Annotated in this window: 7 protein-coding genes; 4 read left to right on the forward strand and 3 right to left on the reverse strand. The window is 43.7% G+C overall.

The window, feature by feature from the left end:
* Positions 1-44: 44 nt before the first annotated feature.
* A complete protein-coding gene (locus CAG60_RS06410; RefSeq protein ID WP_161438532.1) occupies positions 45-713 on the reverse strand; it encodes a hypothetical protein in 669 nt (222 codons plus the stop codon).
* A gap of 196 nt (positions 714-909) precedes the next feature.
* On the opposite strand from CAG60_RS06410, the gene CAG60_RS06415 reads away from it, so the two are divergent.
* Positions 910-2,307: a sensor domain-containing diguanylate cyclase gene (locus CAG60_RS06415; protein WP_161438533.1), complete on the forward strand. Its 1,398-nt coding sequence runs from the start codon at positions 910-912 to the stop codon at positions 2,305-2,307.
* Positions 2,308-2,712: 405 nt separating this feature from the next.
* Positions 2,713-3,927 carry a glucose-1-phosphate adenylyltransferase gene (gene glgC / locus CAG60_RS06420; RefSeq protein WP_161438534.1) on the forward strand — a complete coding sequence of 405 codons (1,215 nt, stop codon included), beginning with the start codon at positions 2,713-2,715 and terminating at the stop codon, positions 3,925-3,927.
* A gap of 82 nt (positions 3,928-4,009) precedes the next feature.
* Here the strand turns inward: glgC and CAG60_RS06425 are convergent, their stop codons facing one another.
* Both CAG60_RS06425 and CAG60_RS06430 read right to left on the reverse strand, forming a co-directional pair.
* Complete coding sequence (locus tag CAG60_RS06425; protein ID WP_161438535.1) at positions 4,010-6,886, reverse strand: chitinase C-terminal domain-containing protein; 2,877 nt, start codon at positions 6,884-6,886, stop codon at positions 4,010-4,012.
* 300 nt (positions 6,887-7,186) lie between these two features.
* Positions 7,187-8,095, reverse strand: a complete 909-nt coding sequence (locus CAG60_RS06430) for an AraC family transcriptional regulator (protein ID WP_161438536.1) — start codon at positions 8,093-8,095, stop codon at positions 7,187-7,189.
* Between the two features lie 205 nt (positions 8,096-8,300).
* On the opposite strand from CAG60_RS06430, the gene CAG60_RS06435 reads away from it, so the two are divergent.
* Positions 8,301-9,449, forward strand: a complete 1,149-nt coding sequence (locus tag CAG60_RS06435; RefSeq protein ID WP_004396664.1) for an iron-containing alcohol dehydrogenase — start codon at positions 8,301-8,303, stop codon at positions 9,447-9,449.
* Between the two features lie 198 nt (positions 9,450-9,647).
* The gene (locus CAG60_RS06440; protein ID WP_158145358.1) at positions 9,648-10,055 is read left to right on the forward strand and encodes a hypothetical protein; all 408 of its coding nucleotides are present in this window, start codon (positions 9,648-9,650) and stop codon (positions 10,053-10,055) included.
* The last annotated feature ends 228 nt before the right edge of the window (positions 10,056-10,283 follow it).

Raw genomic sequence — 10,283 nt, forward strand, 5'->3', positions numbered from 1 at the left:
ATGCGTTTATCGCTAATCGTAAGCCATGCCTAATATCTTAATCATTATTGATAAAAAATCGCCCCAGTTTGTGCATTAAGATAAATTTTATTCGCTTGGTTTAAACCACCACAATAGACAAAATAAACGTCCTCAGACTGATAACGAACGGAGCGAACCCAACCTCCTAACTCTTTAAAATCACCCGGAACACAGGTTTTATCAGTCAGTAGCTGATCCGTGGTTTGAATAAATAGGGTTTTAAATACCTCTAAATCATCTGAATTCATAATATAACTCAGTACGGTTTCACGCCGCTCCTCTGGGGTGATCACGGGCGGTTCGACCACCAATCCATCCAACGGAATCCATTCCGCCACTTCAGGGCCCCCTTCTTCATAGACGTAAAAAGGCGTTAATCTCCCCCAACCCTGTTGTTTTTCATACAAAAATACCGGTTCACCACGATAAAGTAACCGATGGACAAATCCATCTCTATCAGGTTGCTCGCGCACACCAAGCGTAGGTTCATTGACGTAATAGTCCATGATCTCTGGCATAACAAAAGCAGGATCACTTGGCTCATACTCTTCAGATATTGGTATTTCAGGCGTCAAACGTTGATTTAAAGCCTCTAATCGTTCTTGCTCTGGCTTGTAATAAAATAGGTAATAGCCAGCACCCGCACAGGCTAAACCAAAAATGAGAAGCAGCAGCATAAGTACTTTCTTCATAATCGTTAACTCCTCATTCTCTCTTTTACTAAAGGTTTTCTTGTTAGCCAATACTCAGTTTACATTGTAAATTTTCATTTTTCCTGATTACCATATATGCACCAATATTGAGCGAGCGCACGAACTCAACATATTGGAAGTAATCTCTCGCTTTAAAGGTCTATAATCATGGCTTAATAATCATTATAAGTTAATCATGTCATCGTCACAGGCTAAATATCTCACTCAATTTTTGATTGTATTGTGCATACTCGGATGTGTACCTTTTCTCTATTTCGCTCACGAGCTTGCAAAACTAGAACGTCACTCTGTACCAACTAACACAGAATCAACCATCGCCGTCGATACCTCACAATTTACGGCTTTAAATCACAATGGAGAAAGGGTTCTTCATTTGTCGTCTTCCTCAGACGATGACGCTAGTGATCCCATCGCCCATTTATCACAACAATCACCGGAACTCTGGCGATCGATTCAACAACAAGATCAAGGCTTGTTTATTTATCAAGGCCGTCACTATCATTTTATGCAGCTCTCGCTACCAAAGACTGAGCGAGAAGGGACAAGCTTAATAATTTTTAACAGCCATGATCCACAAACCGTCGAGCAACAACGCACCGCGAAACGTCACGATCTACTCGTACAAGCCATCAGCGTCTTTTTGCTGCTTAGTGTGGTGGCCGGAAGCGGTGTGGTTTGGAATATCACTCACCAGAAAAATAGCCTTGAAAGTAAATTAGCTTTAGCGGCGATGAACGGTATGTCTGCCATTGTGATTACTGACAGGCAAAACCGGATCATTAAAGTCAATCAAGAGTTTACCCGTTTAAGTGGCTACCGTTTAGAAGAGGTGCAAGGCAAGCAGCCGTCGATATTTGCCTCAGGCAAACACAATCAACAATTTTATGTTGATATGTGGAAATCGCTACAAGAAGACGGCTTTTGGGAAGGTGAAGTGATCAATAAGCGCAAAGATGGTTCTCAGCTAACAGAAATTCTCCGAATTCAAACCATTTTGGATGACCAAGGGGTCATTCAATACTACGTTGCTTCATTTGTCGATATCACTCAACACAAAGCGTTGGAAAATAAACTGCGTGAACAGAGTGAAAAAGATGCCTTAACGGGGATTTGGAATCGCCGAAAGTTTGACCAACAAATTCGTCTTGAATGTCATCGTGTTAAACGTTATCCAGAGCACGAGCACTCTTGTCTCGCCATTTTAGATATTGACCACTTTAAACGAATTAATGATCAATTTGGCCATAGTCATGGCGATTATGTTATTCAATCTGTCGCTGAAACGTTGCGTGATGGTCTACGTGAATCGGATTTTTTAGCACGTATTGGTGGAGAGGAATTCGCGATTATCTTACCCCATACCCCTATCGAGGAAGCGCAAGCGGTGATTGAGCGATTACGGATCAAAGTGTATCAACTGCACGCCCAAAATGTTTCGATTAGCGCCGGGATCAGTGACATCATGGGGTCGGAACAAGAAACTTATCAACGAGCAGATAAAGCGTTGTATGAATCGAAAGCCACTGGACGTAATCAAGTTTCCATATTACTCAGTCAAGAAATGGCAAACTAAGTATATGATCACTCAGCCTCTCACCTATTTAGTGCGCATGCACGATACTGGTGCAAAAACAAGCAGCATGAACCGACGTCTTGTCGTGCTGGTTGTCGTGCTGGGACGTTAATAATGACGTTTTTTGCTCTGTGAGCAAGCTCCAAAGCGATACGACGAGGACGCTCATCAACCAATTAGTGACTGTTTTTTGTCTACGAGCCAATTTGCATGATCGTTGCACAACTATAGCCTAGCCTGAATAGAGGCAGCGATAGTGAATGCGTAGTAGCGTCACTTAATGTAAACAAGAATGCTGTCACGTCAAGCGGCCAAGGGAATATGACTAGCGTTTCACTATTTTGGCCCAATATTTGTACTATTCTGTATACAATCGTCGATTGCACAATAATAGGGAGACAAAAGATGCAAGATACCTTAACCGTCGTTTTAGCTGGAGGAATGGGTTCACGCTTATCTCCCCTGACCGATGACAGAGCAAAACCCGCCGTTCCGTTTGGCGGTAAATATCGTATTATCGATTTTACCCTCACTAATTGCTTGCATTCGGGGCTACGGCGTATTTTGGTACTCACGCAGTATAAATCCCACTCCTTACAAAAACATTTACGCGATGGTTGGTCGATTTTTAATCCAGAATTGGGGGAATTTATTACGGTCGTCCCTCCTCAGATGCGTAAAGGTGGCAAATGGTACGAAGGCACGGCCGATGCACTGTTCCATAATATGTGGTTGTTATCGCGCAGTGATGCAAAGTATGTTGTCGTGCTTTCTGGCGATCATATTTATCGTATGGACTACGCCGCGATGCTGGAAGAACATATTGAAAATCAAGCAGAACTGACGATTGCCTGCATGGAAGTTGCTCGTCAAGATGCTTCAGCATTTGGTGTTATGGCGATTGATGAAGCGCAACGAATTTGTTCCTTTGTTGAAAAGCCGAATGACCCACCTACTCTGCTTAATAATCCCGATCGCAGTTTGGCATCAATGGGCATCTATATTTTTACTATGGAAACATTAAGACAAGCACTGTTTGAAGACGCAGAGCTTGAGCACTCAAGCCACGATTTTGGTAAAGATATTATCCCCAAACTGATTCCCTCGGGTCGCGTGTTTGCTTATCAATTTGCCAATGAAAAAGGGCGAGTTGCCAAAGACTGTTACTGGCGGGATGTCGGTACCATTGATTCGTTTTATGAAGCCAATATGGATCTGCTTGAGCCTGTCCCGCCAATGAATCTTTATCAGAAAAACTGGGCGATCCGCACTTATGAGCCTCAACTGCCTCCTGCGCGTACTGTCTCGTCAGCCACGGGTAATGAAGGTATTTTTATTAACTCGATCATTGCCAATGGTGTCATCAATTCCGGCGGTTCGGTACAACACTCTATTGTCTCATCCAGCGTCAGAATCAATGATGGGGCAACGATTGTCGATAGTATTCTCTTTGATGATGTGGAAGTCGGCGAAGGCTGCCAGTTAGTCGGATGTATTATCGATAAACACGTCAAAATTCCGCCTTATACCAAAATTGGTGTCGATCGCGCTGCTGATTTACAACGCTTTACGTTATCGGAAAAAGGCATCGTTGTCGTGCCGGAAAGTTACCAGTTTTAAAGCCTCGACTGTGAATCGTTAAGCATAGAAAAGACCGCCATGTATCGGCGGTCTTGTTACCGTTAAGGAGTCATGCTAATCCTTATGGGCAAGCCACTTCATCCCAAAACCAATTAGTTTGAGTCGGTGATTCCCAAGGTCCTGGATTATTTTTAGCAATAAAACACTTTCCGTTATACGTCACTGTCGTGCCATTAGCGACTTGGCTAACACCGGGTTGCCATTGCACAACGTCTCCAGGGGTGCCACCACCATTGCCCGGATCTTCACCATTACCACCGCCATTACCATCAGAAAGGTCGGCCAACGGTAAGTCTGGTTGCTCAGCTTTAAAAGCGTACTCTCTGCCATTAATGTTAACGCTGTAGTTCGCTGGCCCAGAAATCGGTAAGTAATACACCATATCCAGTTCATAGCTCTCTCCCGCCGGTAATGCTTTCCATGCTGGTAATGAGAAGGCGACACGATGCATCGTCCCATCGAACCCTCCAATATTATTACTTCGCGTATGGCCTGAAGCAATAACGGCTAAGCCAGCACCAGATTGATCTTTCGCGTTATCCGGTGTAGAAACAGGGATATCAAACTGGAACTGCGTTCCTCCAGGAAGGTCAACCCCTGTATGGTTAGTAAAGGTCAAACGAGGGTTAATCGGATAGTTTTGATCGCCGACTTTGAAGCCATCGATGGTGACTCGAATATCCACCACTTGGTCAGGGATTGCGCCAGTTGCCAATCGATTACCATAAGGGGAAGCGGATTTGAACTTTTCATACATGGCTTTGGTCATGGTATTACCCATGTGGTACTCACCATTACCGCTAGCACAAGCTTGCTCTGTCCAATCAATTTGTCCACGCTGACCATTGGCATCGAGTACGTAGCAGTTATAGTCTCCGGCTAATTCCCAGAACATAATACCGCCGATTTCTTTATCAATAACGTAGTCCGCTTTAATATCAATCGATTGTTTATCTTCGGTAGAAAGGAAGACTCGTTTTTCCGCGTTCCATAACCAAGGGGCAATCGCAACACTATCAAAATGACGCTGGTATTGGCCTACCCACGGTGTACTTTCAGGATGCAATCCATAAGCGGCCAAATAGGATCCCCAAATGCCTTTTTCGAGGTTTTTGGCATGCCACATTGGGTTAGAACCTGCGCCCATTTCATTACCATTGGCATCCAAATCATGCCACATGTTATCCAAACCGAGAGCGCCGTAGCCACAGTTATTCTTTTCTCCTTCTCCAGTACCCGCTGGACACTCATTTTGATTCGGTAAAGGTGCTCGTCCCCAAAGGCCATTTTCACCTCCCGTCACCCCTTGCCATCCTCGCGTATAGTAAGGCACACCAATATTAATCCGTCCCGCTGGCATTGAGCCACGGAAATAATGGAAAGCCCAATCGGTGTTCAGATAGCCGATGCCACCATATTGTGCTGTCGTATAAACGCCCCATTGAGCAAGTTCAGAGTCTTTACCCGTGTCGTAAAGAGCCGCATTATGTCCAACATGATCATTCCAAGCACCATGTAAGTCATAAGTCATGATGTTGACATAATCGAGATACTTCGCCACTTCCATGGTTTCCATACCACGTAGTAAGTAGGCAGATGAAGGGGCGGCGATAGTCAACATATAGTGAATACCATCTTGCTCACTAGCGATATCTAATCGCTCACGCAGCACCCGCATTAACTCATGGTAAGAGCGCATGAGATAAGGACGACGTGATTCAGCGAAGGCTTTATCATCGGGATTACCGGCACCAGACATCGAGGTTGGGTATTCATAATCAATGTCTAAACCATCAAAACGGTATTGACGCATCATCTCTATTGCGGAATCAACAAAAGTAGAAATCGCCTGATGATTAATAGAACCATCAGCATTGGTCGTCATAGTGTAGAAACCACCATCGGCGATTCGCTCACCATTATCGGCAAAATGACCACCCGTTTCCGCCCATCCGCCAATCGAGATCAAGGTTTTGACATCATAACGTTCTTTATAGGTTGCTAACGCGCCAAAGTGACCTTTAAAGCCCAGTGTCGGATCAATATCAACCCCATCCCATTCTTTTCCAACCGCAGGGTTGTTGGGGTCATCAACATTACCGATGTTGACCTTGCCATCAGAGCCAATACCGACAAACGCGTAATTAATGTGGGTCAGGTTTTGCCAAGGAATATCTTTCACTAAATAGGAGGTTTGAGGATCATCCCCCGCTCGCCAACTGGTGAAATAACCAATCACACGTCTTGGTTGACCACCTGCCATGATTTCACGTCCTTGCTCGTCGTAGACAGTACAATAAGGAACATTAACGCCTTCAGTTTGATACAAACCATCAGGACGACACGTATTGGCAATAGGCGCATGGGCGACGGTTAATGTTAATATCGAAGAGCTGGATAGCGCACCTTTATCATCCGTGACTTTAGCTTGGATGGCTAAATTTCCAGAACGGGTGACTTCGTAATCAAAAATATATGGCGCTTGTGATACCGTTGCAATGCGTTGGCCGGAGATAAAAAATTCTACCTTAGCCACTTGACCATCGCTATCGTTGGCGTCCGCAGAAACTCTTACCGTATCACCCAACTCAGCCGTGTTAGTTGACAGCGTTATTTCAACCGTTGGCGGCTGATTATCATCGCCACCCGTATCACCATCTTCACCAGCGTTGCCAGTATCACAGCTACCAAGTAATTGCCACGGCGCATAATCACCGGAGAATTGGGCTGGGTTATTATTTTGTGTCCAATATTTCGCTTGATAGGCCACATGATCATGTTGAACTTGAGCACCACTAGTGTATACCGCACCAGACTGCCAATCTTCCAATCCATCACAGTTCACGGCGGCATAGCTGTTTAACGCCAGTAAACAGGAGACAGAAAGTGTGCTGAGTGTAAATACCCCTTTGGGTACTTTTACTTGCTTTAAGTGCATGTCTTTTTCCTTAAGTTATTGTTTCCAAATATTAAAGCAAACAGTCCTTACTCTGCATGCTTTAAATCTTTCGTGAAATAACTGTAGAACAGTCCACTTATTTAGCACCTAATAAAGTGTCAAAGTTAAGAATCACTCGCAAATGACCGCTTAAAGCCAGCAAGGTTTACATACTTATTTTGCATCAAGAGCTAACTTATTGAAGAAAGGCTATCTTTCAAGGTTGGTGCATGATAGGCAATGACGACGATTCAATACTGCGTAGCAAATCGATAAACAATAAGCTCACAATGGCGATGATTAAATTTTCGCTAGAGCACCTCGAGGAGTGTGATTAAAATGGCGTTTATACTCTCGGCTAAATTGTGAAGGACTGCTATAGCCAACCAGCCGCGCAGCATCATTAACCCGCTTACCCTCGATTTGAATTAACTCTTTGGCTTTATTTAAACGGACTTTTTTAAGATACTGCAAGGGTGATTCCATGGTGACGCCACGAAAGGCTTGATGAAAAGCCGAGACACTCATGTTCGCTTCTTCGGCTAACGTATTAACTGTTAAAGATGTGGCATAATCACGATGCACTTTACTCAACGCTTTCGCTATTCGGGCATAGTGTCCTTCGTGATGAGCCAGTTCAAACAGCACGTGTCCCTCTGAGCTGGTCAGAGCTCGAAAAGCCATCTCTTCAAGCAAAGATCCGCCTAATAACTCCGCCTCTAATCCATCAATTAAAGCATTCATCAGCCTTTTACAGCTATTAAGCATGGTATGATTCATCTGTACCGATTTCAGGCCACAAGGATTATTCGCATCAACTGGCGGTTTAAAACCGTTTTCCTCTAAGGCGGCAACCTGCTTGAGCAATAGTGAATGATCAATATCAATGGTTAACCCTAATAATGGTTGATTCTGTTTAGCTACCGCTTCACATTCAAGTGGCATCGGCACACCAACCACCAGATAATCATTCGGTCCGTAATCAACGGCGTTCGCCCCTAAATGAATGCGTTTCTGCCCTTGACCCAAAATCACAATCCCAGACTGATAGATAAACGGCTGACGCGAGTTACCTTGACTGCTGCGATAAAACCACACTCCAGGGATCGCAGTATCAGTGCAGCCCTCAAGGTGATGTAGCGCATATTTATCAACATAGTTTTGCATCAATTGCACCAGATCTGGCTTTTCTTCCGTTTGATTGACCATTCTGTTCAAACCATCGTTTATTGTAGAAATAGGCAATAAATTTACAGGAATCACTCTATTGCTACCACAATTATTCTACTATTATGCATCTTGCAATGTATCAACCCAACTCTTGACTCCGCCAAAAACGAAGCCCATAGCAGCGAATACTGCATCTTTAATAAAGGTCAAACGGTGGTCATATTCCTAATAAGAGGTACGAGTAATGCAATTTACCTATGTCAATCCGACTCAAATTTATTTCGGTCAGCAGCAGATCGCGGCAATTACCCAAGCGATTCCACGTCAGCATAAGGTTCTGGTCATCTACGGTGGTGGCTCAATTAAACACAATGGCGTTTATCAGCAAGTGGTCGATGCCCTACAAGAACATACTTGGCTGGAATTTTCCGGTGTCGAGCCAAACCCAACCAAAGAAACCCTTGATAAAGCCGTTGCTATCGTTAAACAGCAAGCGATTGATTTTATTCTTGCCGTTGGTGGTGGTTCAGTGATTGACGGTTCAAAATACGTCGCAGCCGCCGCTAAATACTCAGGCGATGGTTGGGATATCATGTTAGGTAAACATCATGTCACCGATGCAACACCAATTGGTGCGATTCTCACCTTGCCAGCCACTGGCTCTGAATCAAACTCTGGTGCAGTGATCACCAAAGCAGCAACTCAAGATAAACTCTCGTTCTTATCACCATACGTGCAACCTAAATTTGCCGTGATGGACCCCGACGTCATGAAAACACTACCGGAGCGTCAACTCGTTAATGGTTTAGTCGATGCTTGGGTACATATTTGCGAACAGTATCTCACCTATCCAACCCAAGCGATGGTCCAAGATGGCTACGCTGAAGCCCTATTGAAAAATCTCTTGGTGTTGGGCAAAGATTTTGCGCAAAGAGATAACGACGCTTGGCGTGCGAATTTGATGTGGACGGCAAACCAAGCACTGAATGGATTAATTGGCAGTGGTGTTCCCCAAGATTGGGCGACACACATGATTGGCCATGAACTGACTGCATTATGGCAGGTTGATCATGCTCGCTCACTGGCCATTGTCCAACCAGCACTATTGCGCAACCAATTAGCGGCTAAGAAAGCGAAGTTGGAACAAATGGGGCAACGCGTATTTAACTTAGCGCCGAGTGAAGATTTAGCCTTACGGACTATTGATGCGATTGAAGCGTTTTATCATCAGTTGAATGTCGATACTCAATTCTCTGCGCCCGATATGACCGCAGAGCAAGCTGTCGATAAGGTAATTGAACAACTGGAAGCGCATGGAATGGTGGCTTTGGGTGAACATCAAGCGATCACCCTTGAGCAATCGCGCGATATTCTTACGCAAGCCTTTATTTAATCAATTTGAGCAGCACTGCGGTGCTGCTCTTTCCCACCTTATTTTTAAGCCTAAATAATAAGATTTTTAAATTTGTGACCGCCATCATTTTTTATTGACGGTAAATTGAATCTCTTCTACTATTTGCACAGCTTTTCATCTGAATAGTAGACCATCGTGACCATTCATCGCCTTAACATACTGATATTAGTATTGTTGATGAGCTTGTTTTTTGCTCAGGCGGCAGTGTACTCACAAAATCATCCGACACTTTCATTGAGTAACGCTCATCCTACTGTTGTTCAAGATGATACAAGCGCTGCCACTCAGACGTCGAGTAACGTCAACGACAATAAAGAAGCCGTGCAACCTCATCACGCTATCCCCCATTTAAACCATTACCGATTAAATAGCGAAGATGAATACGCCTCATTGGGGCTGATCCCTATCTACTACTTACTCGCTGAAATTGTCTTATTGCCTATTGCTATTCTATCGATTGGCTATCGCCCATTGTTCAACCACAATATTGATTGGTCTTATTATACACACCGTTCATCAACCTGTATTTATGGCTGTAACAATAACAACTTACAATACAAGTTTACCCATTCTCGTCATTACTAATTTAAGACTGGTTTAGTCTTTCATAAATACCATATTGCTAAAAACTGATCTTCTTTGATAGACAGTATATATTTCTATACCTAATCAACTAACTATCAGTAAGATAATGGTTTATCTTTCTAACCACTTAAATATTTTTAACTAATAACGAGTTATACACGATGAAACTTAAACATAAACTTATTCTTTCTTTATTAATACTCATTTTTATTATGAGTAGTTTTACTG

The organism is Vibrio sp. V33_P6A3T137 (assembly GCF_009904835.1).
Classification (GTDB): Bacteria; Pseudomonadota; Gammaproteobacteria; order Enterobacterales; family Vibrionaceae; genus Vibrio; species Vibrio metschnikovii.